Below are 15,942 nucleotides of genomic sequence, written 5' to 3' on the forward strand. Positions count from 1 at the left end.
CGCTTCTGTGGTGATAAAACATCTCAGTACACCAATCCATAAAATCAGGATGACCCGGGGATTCCGTCGGATTTCCCGCAAATCGCGCCTGCGTTCCATGACGCGGGCACGCCGGTTGGCCTGACCGACTAACTATCCACAACGGAGCCCCTACTACATGACCATCACCTCCACCGAGAAGCCCGGTACCCCCGTAGTCGCCATTAACGACATCGGTACCGCTGAGGACTTCCTCGCCGCAGTCGACGCGACCATCAAGTACTTCAACGACGGAGACCTCGTCGAAGGTACCGTCGTCAAGGTCGACCGCGACGAAGTCCTGCTCGACATCGGTTACAAGACCGAAGGTGTCATCCCCTCCCGCGAGCTGTCCATCAAGCACGACGTTGATCCCGGAGACGTCGTCTCCGTTGGCGATCAGGTCGAAGCCCTGGTGCTCACCAAGGAAGACAAAGAAGGCCGTCTGATCCTCTCCAAGAAGCGTGCTCAGTACGAGCGTGCCTGGGGCGACATCGAGAAGGTCAAGGAAGAAGACGGTGTCGTCACCGGTACCGTCATCGAGGTTGTCAAGGGTGGTCTTATCCTCGACATCGGCCTGCGCGGCTTCCTGCCCGCATCCCTCGTCGAGATGCGCCGTGTGCGCGACCTTGCTCCGTACATTGGCCAGCAGATCGAAGCCAAGATCATCGAGCTGGACAAGAACCGCAACAACGTGGTGCTGTCCCGCCGTGCATGGCTCGAGCAGACCCAGTCCGAGGTCCGCTCCACGTTCCTCAACAAGCTGGAAAAGGGCCAGGTCCGTCCCGGCGTCGTTTCCTCCATCGTCAACTTCGGTGCATTCGTGGACCTGGGCGGCGTAGACGGCCTCGTTCACGTTTCCGAGCTGTCCTGGAAGCACATCGACCACCCGTCCGAGGTTGTCGAAGTTGGCCAGGAAGTCACCGTCGAGGTCCTCGAGGTCGACCTGGACCGCGAGCGCGTCTCCCTGTCGCTCAAGGCTACGCAGGAAGATCCGTGGCAGACCTTCGCCCGCACCCACGCCCTCGGCCAGGTTGTTCCGGGTAAGGTCACCAAGCTGGTTCCGTTCGGTGCGTTCGTACGCGTCGAAGACGGCATCGAAGGCCTGGTCCACATCTCCGAGCTCGCTGTGCGCCACGTTGAGCTGGCTGAGCAGGTTGTCTCCGTTGGCGACGAACTGTTCGTCAAGGTCATCGACATCGACCTGGAACGCCGCCGCATCTCGCTGTCCCTCAAGCAGGCCAACGAGGGCGTCGACGCCGACAGCACCGAATTCGATCCCGCTCTGTACGGCATGGCCGCAGAGTACGACGAAGAGGGCAACTACAAGTACCCCGAGGGCTTCGATCCCGAGTCCAACGAGTGGCTTGAAGGCTACGAGAACCAGCGCGCCGCCTGGGAGCAGCAGTACGCTGACGCCCAGACCCGTTGGGAAGCCCACAAGAAGCAGGTCACCCAGCACGCCGCCGACGACGCTGCAGCAGCAACGTCCGGTGACAGCGATTCGGGTGCCACCAGCTACTCCTCGGAGCCCGCTGCCACCGATTCCGGTGCCGGCACCCTGGCTTCGGACGAGGCACTTGCTGCCCTGCGCGAGAAGCTGACCGGCAACTAATTGCCACCGGCCCTTCGGGGCTGACACAACAGACCCCCTGCCACACGGCGGGGGGTCTGTTGTTTAAAGCCGAGGCTGACCGAAATGCGTAACTTTTAGCTTCCCGGAGCGCGGTGTTCCCTGCAATCCCGCTGACGGGTGGCCAACCGGCGCCCGTAAGTGACGCATTTGAGGCCGGGAATGCCGCTCACTACTTGTTAGATGAGAGGTCGACGACGGCGAGGACCGTTCCGTCGTCGTCGGGCGTGAGGCGGCACCCAGCTGAGGCCAGCAGCCGCTGGGCGGCCCGGTTTCCGGCCAGCGTCCGGGCGGTGACCCGGGAGAGTCCCGCGCGGCGGGCGTACTCAAGGACCAGTTCCAGCGCAGCGGTGCCGACGCCCCGGGACCGGAAACTCCGTCCCAGCCAGATGCCGGTCTCTGCCGTGGGGACCTCCGCCGGTGCAACCCGTTTGAGGCGCACGGACCCTGCGGCGTGGCCGGCGCTGAACACGGCCCAGCTCTTCTCACCGGCCTCGCCGTCCAGTCCGGCCGCGGCTTCGCGGTGGTAGTTGCGGAACCACGCCGTACGTTCCGGGTTCCAGCCGGGCCCGCCCAAGGGGGGAGCCACCTCGTCCGGGGACGCATCCCGGTGGGCAAGCGACAGCAGCTGTTCCAGCACCAGCTCATCGACGTCCACCAGCGTCACGCCGGGGCAGTGCGGCGTTTCAGGCGTTGGGCACATCAATCCACTCCGTTCCTTCAGGGGCCAGCGTGGCGGATCCGGCGGTCAGGCCCAGCACCCGCTCGGCCGCGGCCGAGACTTCAGCGCCGGTGTCCGGCACGGCGATGCGCAGCACCGTGTGGCTGCCTCCATAGCTGGTCTCAGCCATGGTGAAACCGCCGGCACGGAGATCGTTCTCCAGGCGACCGGCAACGCCGTGCGGCACGGGGATGGCACAGATCCGGAGTCGGCTGCGCCGCACCAGCGGCGCCAGGGCCAGCGCTGAGGACACAGACTCCGAGTAGGCACGCACCAGGCCGCCCGCGCCCAGCAGGATGCCACCAAAATAGCGGACGACGACGGCGCTGACGTCGCTGAGGTCCGTGGCCCCGGGCGTCGTTTCCTTCTTGGTGAGGGCTTCCAGCATCGGGATGCCGGCGGTTCCGGATGGTTCGCCGTCGTCACTGGAGCGCTGGATTTCCCGGTCGGGGCCGATCACGAACGCGGAACAGTGGTGCCTGGCGTCGTGGAACTCGCGGCGGAGGTCGGCCACCAGTGATCGTGCCTCATCTTCGCTGGCCGAACGGCGCAGCACCGTGATGAACCGGGAGCGCTTGATCTCCAGTTCGTGCCGGAAATCGTCTCCGCCCAACAGGGTGGTGTAGGCCGTGGCCCTGCTGTTCCCGGGCTCCGCTGCTTCCACCACCGGCCCAGTCTAACTGCAGCTGAAGGCCGCTATCGCGGCGGCCCTACTTGCCGGCGGCCTCGCGCTGACGGCGGCGCAGTGTATTGGCCAGCGGGAGTTTGCCGGTGTACTGGATGGACCCGTACCGGAACAGGTGCACGGACAACCGCAGCATCAGGATGCCGACAATGAACAGTTCGGCGATCACGATGACCGACTCGGCGGGACCCAGGGTTCCGAAACCGTTCCGGAGCATGGCCGTCACGGGTGCCGAGAGCGGGAAGTAGGTGAAGACCTGGACGATAGGGGACTGGGGGTCGCTCAGAATGAGGCTGATGGCGTAGAACGGGACGAAGATCAATGCCATCAGCGGGCCGAAGACCACCCCGGCTTCCTTTGCGTTGGGCATCACCGCGCCTATGGCACCCAGGACGGCGGTGAACAGCAGGAAGCCGCCCAGCAGCAGCAGTGCGCCCACCGCCAGCGGACCCGGTTCGAACACGATGTCGGAGAGATCGATGTCGGGAAGTGACAGCCTGTCCCTGAAGAAGGCAAAGCCGATGATGACCGGTGCCAGGAACACAGAGATCTGGACCAGGCCCACCAGGAGGAGCGAGATGATCTTCCCGATGATCAGGGTGGTGGGGTTCAGCGTGGTCAGGATCATTTCCGTGACCCTGTTCTCCTTCTCTTCCAGGGTGCTGTTCAGCATCTGGTTCGAGAGCAGGATGATCATCACGTAGAAAAGCACCAGGAACATCAGCGGCGGAACGGCTGCGCCGAAGCCGCCGGACGCCTCCCCGTCCCGGTAAGTCTCGGTGTCCACCTTGACGTTCCCGCTGGCTGCCGCAGTCAGTTGCGGAGAGCCAATGTCTGCCTGCGCCGCGAGCATGAGCAGTTGCTTGGCCACCGCCTCGTAGGTCCCGTTGGCGAAAACCCCGCGGTCCGCGCCGTACACCCGCACCGGTTCGGCGGCGGGATCTGCCGGATAGGCGAAGTAGGCGTCCACCGTGCCGGCTTTGACGTCCGCGACTGCCTGCTCCGGGTTGGCCGCCTTGGTCCCGCCGGCTGCCCGGCCGGTGGCTTCCGGGATGATTCCCGACGCGTCCGTGTAGGTGAATGACAGTGTTGCATTTTTCTGTGCATCGGCGGACGCGCTGGTGGAGCTGTTGCTGACGAAAATCAGGGCGAAGACGATGGCCGTCACCACGGGGATGGCCAGCGTGGCGATCCAGAACCGCGGCTTCTTGGTGGTGCGGAAGAACTCAAACCCCACCACGGTGCCCAGGTTGTGCCAGCGCACGGCCGGGCGCCGCGCCGGGATGGGAGGAGTGGAAGACGAACGTGATGGTGCAGAGCTCATGGCCGGGCCTCCGCGGGTTGGTCCTGTTCGCCGTAGACACGGATGAAGATCTCATCCAGGGAAACACGGGCGGTGGTGAAGCTGCTGACGTTGACGCCCGCAGTGACAAGCTCGCGCAGGACCGCGGCCTGTCCTGTACCCAGGCGCGGGGCCAGTTCGGCGTACCCGTCGGAGTCACGCGCGATGTCGTACAGGGTGGAGCGGGGCAGGACGCCGTCGTAGCCTACCCGGTAGAGGGTTCCGCCGAACTGTTCCTGCACCTCCTCCACTGTGCCGTAGGCGCGGGAGGTGCCGTCCTTGAGGAGGATGACGCGGTCGCAGAGCCGTTCCACTTCCTCCATCTGGTGGGTGACCATGATGACCGTGGCGCCGGCCAGCTTCTGTTCTTCAATGATGTCCATCAGCAGGCGGCGGTTCACGGGATCGAACCCCTTCGTGGGTTCGTCCAGGATCAGCAGCTCCGGGGCGTTCATGATGGTGACGCCGAGTTGGATCTTCTGCTGCTGGCCACCGGAGAGCTTGTCCAGGTTGGCGGCAGCCTTGTCCGCCAGCTGTACCCGCTCCAGGTAGTCGAGGGACCAGGCTCTGGCCTGCGCCTTGCCCAGGCCCTTGAGCCGGCCGAAATAGACCATGACGTCCAGGACCGGTTCCTTCTTATACAGGCCGCGCTCTTCCGGCAGGTAACCCAGCCGGGCGCCGTCGCTGGGTTCAAACGGTTTCCCGCCTATGTGGAGCGTCCCGGAGGTGGGCTGGTAGATCCCCAACAGGGCACGCAGGGTGGTGGTTTTCCCCGACCCGTTGCTCCCCAGGAAACCGAAGGTTTCCCCGGCGCCCACATCGAAGGACAGGTCCCTGATGACGGTGGCGTCACCGAAATCCATCCGGAAATCCTTGATATGGACCAGCGGCTCCGTAGCCGCACCACCTCCAGTCATGGACTCAGACTACCGAACCACCCGGCCGCCCCGGCCTGCGGTGCGTGGTTGGAACGTGGCGCGGCGGCGCGTGCCTTCCGTCTAGGCTGGGACGGTGCTGAAGATCGGATTGACCGGCGGGATCGCGTCAGGGAAGTCGGTGGTTGCCTCCCGGCTGAAGGAGCGCGGGGCGGTCCTGGTGGACGCGGACGCACTCGCCCGCGAGGTGGTGGAGCCCGGCACTGAGGGACTGGAACGCATCGTTGCCGAATTCGGCCAGGACATGCTCGACGCCGAGGGCCGGCTTGACCGCCCACGCCTCGGAGAGGCTGTGTTCGGCAACAAGGACCGCCTGGCGGCGTTGAACAGTATTGTGCATCCGCTGGTACGCGCCCGTGCTGCAGCCATCACCAATGCCGCGCCGGAGGATTTGGTGGTGGTCCAGGATATTCCCCTGCTGGTGGAGACCGGCCAGGGCAACAACTTCCACCTTGTCCTGGTGGTAGACGCCCCGGACGGCTTGCGCCTGGAGCGGATGCAGCAGTTGCGGGGCATGAGCGCTGAGGCGTCCCGCTCCAGGATGGCAGCGCAGGCCCCGCGGGACACCAGGCTGGCCGCGGCCGACGTCGTCCTGGACAACTCCGGCACCCTGCAGCACACACTCGAACAGGTGGACAACCTCTGGGACACCCGCCTGCTGCCGTATGCCCGGAACCTGGCAGCCGGCGTGCGGGCCGCAAGGACCGGGGCGCCCATTCTCGAGGCCTATCGGGAGGACTGGCCGCAACAGGCCGCACGGATCGCCGCGAGGCTCATGGCCGCGGCTCCGGGGCTGATCCTTGCAGTGGACCACATCGGCTCCAGCTCCGTCCCGGGCCTCGCCGCGAAGGACGTCATCGACCTGCAGGTAGCGGTCTCCGGGCTGGATGCCGCGGACAGGCTGGCCCCGTTGCTGGGTGCGGCAGGCTTCCCGCTGGTCCCGGGGGCGGGCCAGGACACCCCGAAACCTACCGACCCCGATCCGGCGAAGTGGCAGAAGCGGTTCCACGCCAACGCCGATCCCGGCAGAGCAGTCAACATCCACGTGCGGGTGGCGGGCTCTCCCGGCTGGCGCTACGCCCTGCTGTTCCGGGACTGGCTGCGGAACGATCCCTCAGCGCGTAGCCTCTATCAAACGCACAAGGCGGAACTTGCGGCGGCGCACGCAAGCTCGGGCAGCACCAGGGCCTACGCGGAGGCCAAGGAGCCGTGGTTCACGGACGTCGCGTGGCCCGCAATGGCGGCCTGGGCCGGCGCAACCGGGTGGGAACCGCCGTCGTACGCTCCCTGAAGGCGTGGATACCGCGCCGGACTGTTCGCCCGTAACGGACTGGAACGTCCAGTGTCGGTGCTCGGTTGTAGATTAGATCCATGAGCCTTGCGCAGGATATCAACCGTGTTGTAGCGCCCTTCGAAGTCATCAGCGAGTTCAAGCCGGCCGGCGACCAGCCTGCCGCCATCGCCGACCTGACAGAGCGGATCAACAACGGCGAGAAAGACGTGGTGCTGCTGGGCGCCACGGGTACCGGCAAGAGCGCCACCACCGCCTGGCTCATTGAACAGGTGCAGCGGCCCACCCTGGTGATGGTCCAGAACAAGACCCTCGCCGCGCAGCTGGCCAACGAATTCCGTGAACTGCTGCCCAACAACGCGGTGGAATACTTCGTCTCGTACTACGACTACTACCAGCCTGAGGCGTATGTGGCCCAGACTGACACCTTCATTGAGAAGGACTCGTCCATCAACGAGGAAGTCGAGCGGCTGCGGCACTCCGCCACGAACGCCCTGCTCACGCGGCGGGACGTCGTTGTGGTGGCCACCGTGTCCTGCATCTACGGCCTGGGCACCCCGGAAGAGTACATCGCCGGCATGGTGACGCTGCGCAAGGGCGCCGAAATGAACCGGGACGACCTCCTCCGGAAGTTCGTCTCCATGCAGTACGCCCGGAACGACATGGACTTCCACCGCGGGACGTTCCGCGTCCGCGGCGACACCGTGGAGATCATCCCCATGTACGAGGAACTCGCCATCCGGATCGAGTTCTTCGGGGACGAAATTGAAAACATCCAGACCCTTCACCCGCTGACCGGCCAGATCATCCAGGATGAAGAGGAAATGTACGTCTTTCCGGCCTCGCACTATGTGGCCGGTCCCGAGCGGATGAGCCGCGCCATCAAGCGCATCGAGGACGAACTGGCCGAGCGCCTCCAGGTCCTTGAGAGCCAGAACAAGCTCGTCGAGGCCCAGCGGCTCCGGATGCGCACCACTTATGACCTGGAAATGATGCAGCAGATGGGTTTCTGCAACGGCATCGAAAACTACTCCTCCCACATCGACGGCCGTGCCCGCGGCACGGCGCCGCACTGCCTGCTGGACTATTTTCCGGACGACTTCCTGCTGGTCATCGACGAATCCCACGTGACAGTGCCGCAGATCGGCGCCATGTACGAGGGTGACATGTCCCGGAAGCGGAACCTCGTGGACTTCGGCTTCCGGTTGCCCTCCGCCATGGACAACCGGCCGCTGAAATGGGACGAATTCCTTGAGCGCGTGGGCCAGACCGTCTATCTGTCGGCAACGCCCGGCAAATACGAGCTGGGCAAGGCTGACGGCTTTGTCCAGCAGATCATCCGGCCCACCGGCCTGATCGATCCCGAGGTGGTGGTCAAGCCCACCAAGGGCCAGATCGATGACCTGCTGGGCGAGATCAGGACGCGGACCGAAAGGAACGAACGCGTCCTGGTAACCACGCTCACCAAGCGGATGGCCGAAGACCTCACCGACTACCTGCTGGGCCACGGCGTCAAAGTCGAATACCTGCACTCGGACGTCGACACCCTGCGCCGCGTTGAGCTGCTGAGGGAATTGCGGATGGGGACTTTCGATGTCCTTGTCGGCATTAACCTCTTGAGGGAAGGCCTTGACCTGCCCGAGGTTTCCCTGGTCAGCATCCTCGACGCCGACAAGGAAGGCTTCCTCCGGTCCTCCACGTCCCTGATCCAGACCATCGGCCGCGCGGCACGTAACGTCTCGGGCCAGGTGCACATGTACGCGGACCGGATCACAGATTCCATGGCCCAGGCCATCGATGAAACCAACCGGCGCCGGGCCATCCAGGTGGCCTACAACACCGAGCATGGAATCGACCCGCAGCCCTTGCGGAAGAAGATCGCCGACATCACTGACCAGCTGGCCAAGGAAGACGCCGACACCGATGCACTGCTGGGCAGCTTCGACTACGGCAAGGGCAAGCGCGGCATCACGGGAGCCAACAAGCCCGGGGCGAAGAAGGCTGCTGCGCAGGTACGGGCGGACGGCCTGGCCGCAGCACCGGCAGAGGACCTGGTGGGCATGATCGCGCAGCTGACCGAGCAGATGCACGGCGCTGCCGCGGAACTGCAGTTCGAAGTGGCCGCCCGCATCCGGGACGAGGTCAGCGAACTGAAGAAGGAACTGCGGCAGATGCAGGCTGCCGGCCACGCCTGACACATACGTCACCACGGGGTGGCTTCCGGCTGCGCTGCGGTACAGTTAACGTCACGTAGGGGAGTATCCCAAAGCGCTACGATCGTCAACACGCAGGGCATGGTTGCCCAGCCGGGCGTAGCGGGCCCGCCGCATCAGCACCAAGTGCCCAGGCTGGCCGGAGAGACTTACACCGCATCTCTGTACCCCGCGAAAGGCTACCCCTGTGCTCGAATTGCCCTTGTGGTTCGAGGTCGGCTCCTTTGTCGTCCTCGGCCTGATCCTCCTGATCGACCTGCTCCTGGTCGTTCGCCGCCCGCACGAACCGTCCATGAAGGAAGCCGGACTGTGGGTGGCGTTCTACGTCACCCTGGCCCTGCTGTTTGCCGGCGCCATGTTTATCTTCGCCGGACACGAGTATGGCGGCCAGTTCGTTGCAGGCTGGGTCACTGAGTACAGCCTCAGCATCGACAACCTCTTCGTCTTCATCATCATCATGGCCCGGTTCTCAGTGCCCAGGAAGTACCAGCAGGAAGTGCTGATGGTGGGCATCATCATCGCCCTGGTCCTGCGCGGCATCTTCATCCTTCTCGGCGCCATCGTGATCGAGCAGTTCAGCTGGGTGTTCTACATCTTCGGCGCGTTCCTGCTGTGGACGGCGTGGAAGCAGGCCCAGGACGAGGGCGAAGACGAAGAGGACAAGGAAAACCCCCTCATCGCCCGGATCCGCAAGGTCATCCCCATGTCGGAGAAGTTCGACGAAGGCAAGCTGCGCACCACCGTGAACGGCAAGAAGGTCTTCACCCCCATGCTGATCGTGTTCATCACCATCGGCCTGACGGACCTGCTGTTCGCCGTGGACTCCATCCCCGCCATCTTCGGCCTCACCCAGAGCCCGTTCATCGTGTTCACCGCCAACCTGTTCGCCCTCATGGGCCTGCGCCAGCTGTACTTCCTGCTCGGCGGCCTCATGAACCGCCTGGTGTACCTGAAGCACGCCCTGTCCTTCATCCTGGCGTTCATCGGCGTCAAGCTGGTGCTGCACGCCATGCACGTGAACGAACTGCCGTTCATCAACGGCGGCAAGCACATCGAATGGGCACCGGAGATCCCCACGTTCGTTTCCCTCGCGGTCATCGTCGGCACCATCGTCATCGCCGTCGTCGCCAGCCTCCTCAGCTCCAAGGCCAAGGAAGCCCACATGGACCCGCGCCTCGAAGAGGACGTCCGGAAGAGCCACAGCGACGCCGAGTAGGCGCTCCCTCCCGCTTCAGCTGACAGCAGTCCCGGCCGCATGCGCGCCGGGGCTGCTGTCCTTTTAACCCCTGCTGGACCAGGCCCGGCGGGACTATGCTCGGTCCATGGCCATCATGGCGGAGCATGAGGTGGCACGGGTGCAGCGGCGCACCGTGGCCCTTTTGGCTGCTGCGCAGGTTTTTGGCGGCGTCGGCACGGGCGCCACTGTATCCATCGGTTCGATCCTTGCCGTCGATCTGTCCGGCTCCAGCGCCTGGGCAGGAGCGGTGGCCACCGTCATGACCCTCGGAGCCGCCCTGACGGCATTGCCGCTGGCGGCCCTGGCGGACCGCAGGGGGCGCAGGGCCGGCCAGGTGGCCGGCATGCTCGCGGCGCTGGCCGGCGCGATCCTGATGGTGCTCTCTGTGGTGACCGGGGTGTTCGTGCTCCTCATGCTGGGTGCGGCGGGCATCGGGGCAGGCACCGCAGCGAACCTGCAGGCCCGTTTCGCCGCCGTCGACCTTGCCGACGCCGGACACCGCGGCCGGGCGCTGGCGACGGTCGTCTGGGCGGTGACCATCGGCGCCGTGGCCGGACCGAACCTGATCCAGCCCGGCGCCGCCGTAGGACAGGCGCTGGGGCTGCCCCCGGTAGCCGGGCCGTTCGTCATCTCCAGCGCCGGCCTGCTGACGGCAATCATCCTCGTGTCCGCCGGACTCAGGCCGGATCCACTGCTGCTGGCGAGGGAACTTGCGGGCCCCGCCGGCGATGCCGGTACCGCCACGCAGCCGCGGCCGAAGCCGGGAGGGCGGCTCGCCAGGGGCATGCGGGCCATCCGCGGTTCCCGCATGGCGCTGCTGGCCGTCGCCGCAGTGGTTGGTGCCCACGCGGTCATGGTGGGCGTCATGTCGATGACGCCGCTGCACCTGCAGCACCTGGTGGAAGGACCGGGTGCGCCGCATGCCGGCCACGCGGCCGACGGCGGTGTCCTGGTGATCATCGGCTTTACCATTTCACTGCACATCGCCGGAATGTTTGCCCTGTCCCCGGTCATGGGGTGGCTGACGGACAAGGCAGGCAGGACGGAAACCATCATGCTCGGCTTTGCCACGCTGATTGCGGGCGTGGCCGTTGCCGGCTTCGGGCAGGAGTCAACTGCCGCGGTGGCCGCCGGGCTGGTGCTGCTGGGACTGGGCTGGTCGGCATCCACCGTGGCCGGGTCCACGCTCCTGGCCGAAAGCGTGAAGGAGGACGCCCGCGTGGTGGTTCAAGGGGTTTCGGACATGCTGATGGGGGCGGCGGGAGCGGTGGGCGGCGCAGCCTCCGGCCTGGTGCTGAGCGGAGCGGGATACTTCGGCCTCAACATGCTTGCCGGCGCAATCGCCGCCTGCGTCCTGGCCGCCGCCGCGATTGCCAGGATTTCGGCGCACCGGCAATCAGCTGCGGCCTGACGCCACCATTCCCAGGAGCCGGGCGAAGATTCCCTCGCCGTCGTCGGCGATCCCATCGTGGTGGAAATCGCCCGTTTCCCAGACCTTGAGGCCGCGGACGGTTGCTGCAGTCTCCAAGGAAAGTTTCCGGTCCACGTAGATGTCGTCGGAGTAGACGGCAGCTGCCACGGGCACCCGGTTGGCGGCCAGCCTGCGGACGTCGTACAGCGGCTTCCAGTCGTTCTTGGCGGCCAGCAGTCCGGCCACCTCCCGAAGTGGGCGCAGGGCGGGGTCCTGGTCGAAGTACCAGGGGTAGACCATTTCGCCGGTGAGCAGCAGCGGGTCCGCGTCGGGCCGGAATTCCGGGTATTCGTCCAGCACCCGCCAGGCGGCCCACGCTGTGGCCTGGCCCTGCCCGTAGATGGATTCATGCATCAGGGCGTACAGCGGGTTGGACGCCCGTGAGACGATACCGTGCACCTGCTCCAGGAACCCGTCTGAAAGCCTGGGCCCGTCAGGGGTATCCGTGAAGGCGTCCTCGAGCAGGTAGTGGAGGCTGTCCACCCTGGTGTTCCCGCCCAGGAATGCACCCAGCATCTGCAGCCGCTCCACTGTAAGCGGGCTGCCGTCGGCCATGATTTCGGGCGTGCTTCGCAAGTGGCGGGCGATCCGCTGCAGCGTCTCCCGGTCCTCCGGGTACCACGAGAAATACTCAGCGTTCCGTGCCGCAACCCGCTGGAACGTGGCGCGGTAAACATCGTCCGCCGGACCCGTCAGCGGCGCGAGGCCACCGGTGATGAGCACCTGGCGGAGGGCCTCCGGCGCAAAGGACAGGTAGGTCAAGGCGCAGAACCCGCCGTAACTCTGGCCGTAGATGGTCCAGTACGGTATGCCCAGCGCTTTGCGGATCAGTTCTGCGTCGGCAACTATCGAGTCGGCACGGAAGTGCTCCAGGTAGCCGGCCTGCCCGGCGGCCGTCCCGCGCAGCGGAAGTGTCTTGCGGTCCGCCGGGGTGGACAGGCCGGTTCCCCGCTGGTCCAGCATGAGGATGCGGAAGTCCTTGGCCGCCGCCTTGCTCCAGCCGCCCAACGTCCCGAACCTGTTGCCGCGACCTCCCGGGCCGCCCTGAAGGAACAGCAGCCAGGGCAGGTTCTCCGCTTCTTCGGCGCTGTGCCCGGCCGCCACATATTCGCGGGCAAAGACGGTGATGGTTTCGGCGTCCACGCCGGTGTCGGCATGGTCCAGCGGCACGGTGAAGAAGTGCTCCACTGTACGCATGCCGCGGAACTCATGGCGTGCGCGGATCCGGTGGCCTGCCTCAGCCATGGGCCGCGGCCGGAACTGGGCTGCCAAACTGAGCCAGGGCATCGCCGGTGAGCCGGAACGTGGACCACCCGTCCATCGGCCGGGCACCCAGGCTGCGGTAGAAGTTGATGGAGGGCTCGTTCCAGTCCAGCACGCTCCATTCCACCCGGGCGTAGCCGTTCTCGACGGCGATTCCGGCGAGGTGCTTCAACAGGGCTTTCCCGTGGCCCTCGCCGCGCGCCTCCGGACTGACGTAGAGGTCCTCGAGGTAGATCCCGTGAACGCCTTCCCAGGTGGAATAGTTCAGGAACCACAGCGCGAAGCCCTGCACATCGCCCGCCGCATTTTCGGCCATTGCCGCGAACACCCGCGGGTTTTTGCCGAAGAGGGCAGCCCGCAGCATTTCCGGGGTATTCCGGACCGCGTCAGGCTCTTTTTCGTAGTGCGCCAGTTCGTGGATCATCCGGAGGATTGCCGGGACGTCGTGCTCGGTTGCGGGGCGGATTACACTCATTGTCCGAGCTTACCTAAAGCCGGTTGACGCCCGTTACCCTCACCACCGCGGTGCCGGTTTCGTCCGATTCCGCCAGGTTCACTTCGGCGGAGATGCCCCAGTCGTGGTTCCGCGCCGGGTCGTCGAAGATCTGGCGGACCTTCCACACCCCGGCTTCCTCAGTGATGATCAGCAGGCCCGGTCCGCGGGCGTCCGGTCCGGTGCCGATGTCGTCGTATTCGTCGAAGTAGTCGTCCAGGGCGTCTTCCCACCGGTCGGCGTCCCAGCCCGAGCCGCCGTCGAGTTCGCCCAGGGCCGCGGCGTCCTCATCGGCGAAGAGCTCCACGCGGCGGAACATCTCATTGCGGACCATCACGCGGAAGGCGCGGATGTTGGACGTCAGCGACGGCGGGGGAGGCGGCGGTGCGTCATGCGGCGTTGGCATGGCCCCGGACGCCAGTTCCTCCCATTCATCCAGCAGGCTGGAATCCACCTGCCGGACCAGTTCGCCCAGCCACGCGGTCAGGTCTTCCAGATCGTCGCGGAGCATGTCCTGCGGGACGGTCTGCCGGAGGGCCTTGAACGCATCGGCGAGATACCGCAGCACGATGCCTTCCGAGCGGGCCAGCCCATAGAACTGGACAAACTCGCCGAAGTTCATGGCGCGCTCGTACATGTCCCGGACCACGGACTTGGGTGCGAGCTCAAAGTCGCCCACCCACGGGGCGGCCTTGCGGTATACCTCGAAGGCCTCGGCCAGGATGTCCGCCAGCGGCTGCGGGTAGGTCACTTCGTCCAGCATCGCCATCCGCTGGTCGTACTCGATCCCGTCAGCCTTCATGGCGGCTACCGCCTCGCCGCGGGCCTTCTTCTGCTGCGCGGAGAGGATCTGGCGCGGCTTTTCCAGCGTCGCCTCGATGATGGACACCACGTCCAGGGCGTACGACGGCGACTCCGGGTCAAGGAGCTCCAGCGCGGCGAGTGCGAAGGGAGAGAGCGGCTGGTTGAGTGCGAAGTTCGCCTGCAGGTGCACCGTCAGGCGGACGGCGCGCCCGTCCGGACCCTGCTCGGCTTCCGGAATCCGTTCCACAACTTCGGCGGCAAGCAGTTCGCGGTAGATGCCCAGGGCCTTCTTCATCAGCCGGAGCTGAGCGGGCCGGGTTTCGTGGTTTTCCGTCAGCAGCCGGCGTGCGGCGGCAAACGGGTCCCCGGGACGTTCCATCAGGTTCATCAGCATGGCGTGCGTCACCGTGAAGCTGGAGGCCAGCGGGTCGGGTACGGATTCCACGAGCCGCCGGTAGGTGGGTTCGCCCCAGGACACGAATCCTTCCGGGGGCTTCTTCTTCACCACCTGGCGCAGCTTCTTCTGGTCGTCGCCGAACTTGGCCACGGCCTTGGCCATGGCCCTGACATTCTCGGTGACGTGCTCCGGAGCCTGCACCACCACCGTTCCGGCGGTGTCGTACCCTGCCCGGCCCGCCCGCCCCGCAATCTGGTGGAACTCGCGGGAGTTGAGCAGCCGGGTACGGACGCCGTCGTACTTGCTCAAAGCAGTGAGCAACACGGTGCGGATGGGAACGTTGATGCCCACGCCCAGGGTGTCCGTACCGCAGATGACCTTCAGCAGTCCCGCCTGCGCCAGCTGTTCCACCAGCCGCCGGTACTTCGGCAGCATGCCGGCGTGGTGCACGCCGATCCCGTGGCGGACCAGCCGGTTGAGGGTCTTCCCGAACCCGGCGGCGAACCGGAAGTTCGCAATGAGGTCCGCGATCTTGTCCTTTTCTTCACGCGTGCACACGTTGATGCTCATGAGCGTCTGGGCGCGGTCGATCGCTTCGAGCTGGCTGAAGTGCACCACATACACCGGAACCTGCTTGGTGGACAGGAGCTCTTCGAGGGTCTCGTGGACCGGGGTCTCGTGGTAGTAGAAATGCAGCGGAATGGGCCGTTCGGCTGAGCTCACGGTGGTGCTGGTGCGCCCGGTGAGGGCGGTGAGGCCCTTCTCAAACCGGGTCACGTCGCCCAGCGTGGCGGACATGAGCAGGAATTGCGCCTGCGGCAGTTCCAGCAGCGGCACCTGCCAGGCCCAGCCGCGCTGCGGGTCCGAGTAGAAGTGGAACTCGTCCATGATGACGGAGCCCAGGTCCGCCGTGCCGCCTTCGCGAAGCGCAATGTTGGCCAGGATCTCGGCGGTGCAGCAGATGATCGGGGCGTCCTGGTTCACGCCCGAATCGCCGGTGATCATGCCCACGTTCTCGGCGCCGAAAATCTCGCAGAGCGCGAAGAACTTTTCCGATACCAGCGCCTTGATCGGTGCCGTGTAGTAGCTGCGCCGGCCCAGCGCCATCGCCTGGAAGTGGGCTGCGATGGCAACCAGGGACTTCCCGGACCCGGTGGGTGTTGCGAGGATCACGTTGGCGCCGGTGGCGAGTTCCATGATGGCCTCGTCCTGCGCTGGATACAGGTCCAGGCCGCGGCTTTCAGTCCATTCCACAAAGCGGGTGTACAGGAGGTCGGGGTCGACGGCGGCCGCCGGTCCCGGCGCGGTCAGATCGGTCAGCTGGTCAACGAGTTTCATTGTTTTCCAGCTTAGTGCCCCGCCGCGGCGAGAAATCCGTGGGTCCGGCGCACGGTGCCGGCGCCCGACGTCCCGGGCTAGGCTTCCCGTAGCAGAGTCAG

12 protein-coding genes are annotated in these 15,942 nt (G+C 65.7%); 5 read left to right on the forward strand and 7 right to left on the reverse strand.

What is annotated here, in order from left to right; translation table 11 throughout:
* Positions 1-157 precede the first annotated feature (157 nt).
* A complete protein-coding gene (gene rpsA, locus ACHL_RS09090) occupies positions 158-1,633 on the forward strand; it encodes a 30S ribosomal protein S1 (protein WP_015937000.1) in 1,476 nt (491 codons plus the stop codon).
* A 190-nt stretch (positions 1,634-1,823) separates the two neighbouring features.
* On the opposite strand, the gene ACHL_RS09095 is transcribed toward rpsA, so the two are convergent.
* The 4 genes from ACHL_RS09095 to ACHL_RS09110 are packed head-to-tail and all read right to left on the reverse strand — an operon-like array spanning position 1,824 to position 5,316.
* Complete coding sequence (locus tag ACHL_RS09095) at positions 1,824-2,354, reverse strand: GNAT family N-acetyltransferase (protein ID WP_015937001.1); 531 nt, start codon at positions 2,352-2,354, stop codon at positions 1,824-1,826.
* Positions 2,338-3,039: an IMPACT family protein gene (locus ACHL_RS09100; protein ID WP_015937002.1), complete on the reverse strand. Its 702-nt coding sequence runs from the start codon at positions 3,037-3,039 to the stop codon at positions 2,338-2,340. Before ACHL_RS09100 ends, ACHL_RS09095 begins: the two co-directional genes overlap by 17 nt.
* 43 nt (positions 3,040-3,082) lie before the next feature.
* Positions 3,083-4,381: an ABC transporter permease gene (locus ACHL_RS09105; RefSeq protein ID WP_015937003.1), complete on the reverse strand. Its 1,299-nt coding sequence runs from the start codon at positions 4,379-4,381 to the stop codon at positions 3,083-3,085.
* Positions 4,378-5,316 carry an ABC transporter ATP-binding protein gene (locus tag ACHL_RS09110; RefSeq protein WP_043793910.1) on the reverse strand — a complete coding sequence of 313 codons (939 nt, stop codon included), beginning with the start codon at positions 5,314-5,316 and terminating at the stop codon, positions 4,378-4,380. Before ACHL_RS09110 ends, ACHL_RS09105 begins: the two co-directional genes overlap by 4 nt.
* Positions 5,317-5,410: 94 nt before the next feature.
* Between ACHL_RS09110 and coaE the strand changes: the two genes are divergently transcribed.
* The 4 genes from coaE to ACHL_RS09130 all read left to right on the forward strand — a co-directional run bounded on the left by coaE (position 5,411) and on the right by ACHL_RS09130 (position 11,486).
* Positions 5,411-6,625 carry a dephospho-CoA kinase gene (gene coaE, locus ACHL_RS09115; RefSeq protein WP_015937005.1) on the forward strand — a complete coding sequence of 405 codons (1,215 nt, stop codon included), beginning with the start codon at positions 5,411-5,413 and terminating at the stop codon, positions 6,623-6,625.
* Between the two features lie 80 nt (positions 6,626-6,705).
* Positions 6,706-8,820, forward strand: coding sequence for an excinuclease ABC subunit UvrB (gene uvrB, locus ACHL_RS09120; RefSeq protein WP_015937006.1), 2,115 nt, complete (start codon positions 6,706-6,708; stop codon positions 8,818-8,820).
* A gap of 205 nt (positions 8,821-9,025) precedes the next feature.
* On the forward strand, positions 9,026-10,054 hold the full coding sequence (locus ACHL_RS09125) for a TerC family protein (protein WP_015937007.1): 1,029 nt from the start codon (positions 9,026-9,028) through the stop codon (positions 10,052-10,054).
* Positions 10,055-10,160: 106 nt separating this feature from the next.
* Positions 10,161-11,486, forward strand: coding sequence for an MFS transporter (locus tag ACHL_RS09130; protein WP_015937008.1), 1,326 nt, complete (start codon positions 10,161-10,163; stop codon positions 11,484-11,486).
* Here ACHL_RS09130 and ACHL_RS09135 read toward each other — a convergent pair.
* The 3 genes from ACHL_RS09135 to ACHL_RS09145 are packed head-to-tail and all read right to left on the reverse strand — an operon-like array spanning position 11,472 to position 15,841.
* A complete protein-coding gene (locus tag ACHL_RS09135) occupies positions 11,472-12,791 on the reverse strand; it encodes an alpha/beta fold hydrolase (protein WP_015937009.1) in 1,320 nt (439 codons plus the stop codon). The genes ACHL_RS09130 and ACHL_RS09135 overlap by 15 nt on opposite strands.
* Positions 12,784-13,284 (reverse strand): GNAT family N-acetyltransferase, encoded by a 501-nt coding sequence (locus tag ACHL_RS09140; protein ID WP_015937010.1) that lies wholly within the window; start codon positions 13,282-13,284, stop codon positions 12,784-12,786. The genes ACHL_RS09135 and ACHL_RS09140 overlap by 8 nt, the downstream gene beginning before the upstream one ends.
* Before the next feature lie 13 nt (positions 13,285-13,297).
* Positions 13,298-15,841, reverse strand: coding sequence for a DEAD/DEAH box helicase (locus tag ACHL_RS09145; RefSeq protein ID WP_015937011.1), 2,544 nt, complete (start codon positions 15,839-15,841; stop codon positions 13,298-13,300).
* Positions 15,842-15,942 lie beyond the last annotated feature (101 nt).

This window comes from Pseudarthrobacter chlorophenolicus A6, assembly GCF_000022025.1.
GTDB lineage: Bacteria > Actinomycetota > Actinomycetes > Actinomycetales > Micrococcaceae > Arthrobacter > Arthrobacter chlorophenolicus.

What these genes read in the sequence shown, in the direction of transcription:
- ACHL_RS09145 (WP_015937011.1), bottom strand. Translation starts at nt 15,841, where the DNA reads ATGAAACTCGTTGACCAGCTGACCGATCTGACCGCGCCGGGACCGGCG.
- rpsA (WP_015937000.1), top strand. Translation starts at nt 158, where the DNA reads ATGACCATCACCTCCACCGAGAAGCCCGGTACCCCCGTAGTCGCCATT.
- ACHL_RS09140 (WP_015937010.1), bottom strand. Translation starts at nt 13,284, where the DNA reads ATGAGTGTAATCCGCCCCGCAACCGAGCACGACGTCCCGGCAATCCTC.
- uvrB (WP_015937006.1), top strand. Translation starts at nt 6,706, where the DNA reads ATGAGCCTTGCGCAGGATATCAACCGTGTTGTAGCGCCCTTCGAAGTC.
- ACHL_RS09095 (WP_015937001.1), bottom strand. Translation starts at nt 2,354, where the DNA reads ATGTGCCCAACGCCTGAAACGCCGCACTGCCCCGGCGTGACGCTGGTG.
- ACHL_RS09130 (WP_015937008.1), top strand. Translation starts at nt 10,161, where the DNA reads ATGGCCATCATGGCGGAGCATGAGGTGGCACGGGTGCAGCGGCGCACC.
- ACHL_RS09105 (WP_015937003.1), bottom strand. Translation starts at nt 4,381, where the DNA reads ATGAGCTCTGCACCATCACGTTCGTCTTCCACTCCTCCCATCCCGGCG.
- ACHL_RS09110 (WP_043793910.1), bottom strand. Translation starts at nt 5,316, where the DNA reads ATGACTGGAGGTGGTGCGGCTACGGAGCCGCTGGTCCATATCAAGGAT.
- ACHL_RS09135 (WP_015937009.1), bottom strand. Translation starts at nt 12,791, where the DNA reads ATGGCTGAGGCAGGCCACCGGATCCGCGCACGCCATGAGTTCCGCGGC.